The organism is Sphingomonas sp. 10B4, assembly GCF_035019905.1.
Lineage (GTDB): Bacteria > Pseudomonadota > Alphaproteobacteria > Sphingomonadales > Sphingomonadaceae > Sphingomonas > Sphingomonas glacialis.
Window position 1 is genome coordinate 1 of the sequence record NZ_JASJVC010000287.1, and the last position, 277, is coordinate 277.

The 277-nt window shown below is 62.8% G+C and carries 1 protein-coding gene; it reads right to left on the reverse strand.

The window, feature by feature from the left end; all coding sequences use genetic code 11:
• Positions 1-195: hypothetical protein (locus QN347_RS19850; RefSeq protein ID WP_416350908.1), on the reverse strand; the 195-nt coding region annotated here is incomplete at its 3' end.
• Positions 196-277 lie beyond the last annotated feature (82 nt).

Genomic DNA, 277 nt, shown 5'->3' on the forward strand with positions numbered 1-277 from the left:
CGTGGGCACCGCAACCGGCGGCGGCGCCACCGGAACTTCTACCGCCGTCTCGCCCTTGAACCATGTCGAGGGCGCAAAAACCGAGCGCGCCGGCGCTGCTTGAGCAGGCGATTCGGCAGGCTTTTCCAGCGCGGGAGGGGCAATGGGTGCCGCAGGACTTTCGACCGCAGGCTTTTTCTTGAAGAAACTGAACATTCGGGAGGTTTTTACAATCCGACCCATTCTATGAAACACCCCTCGCCACGCCGTGCTGCGTCCGGTGCGGTGCTGACGATGG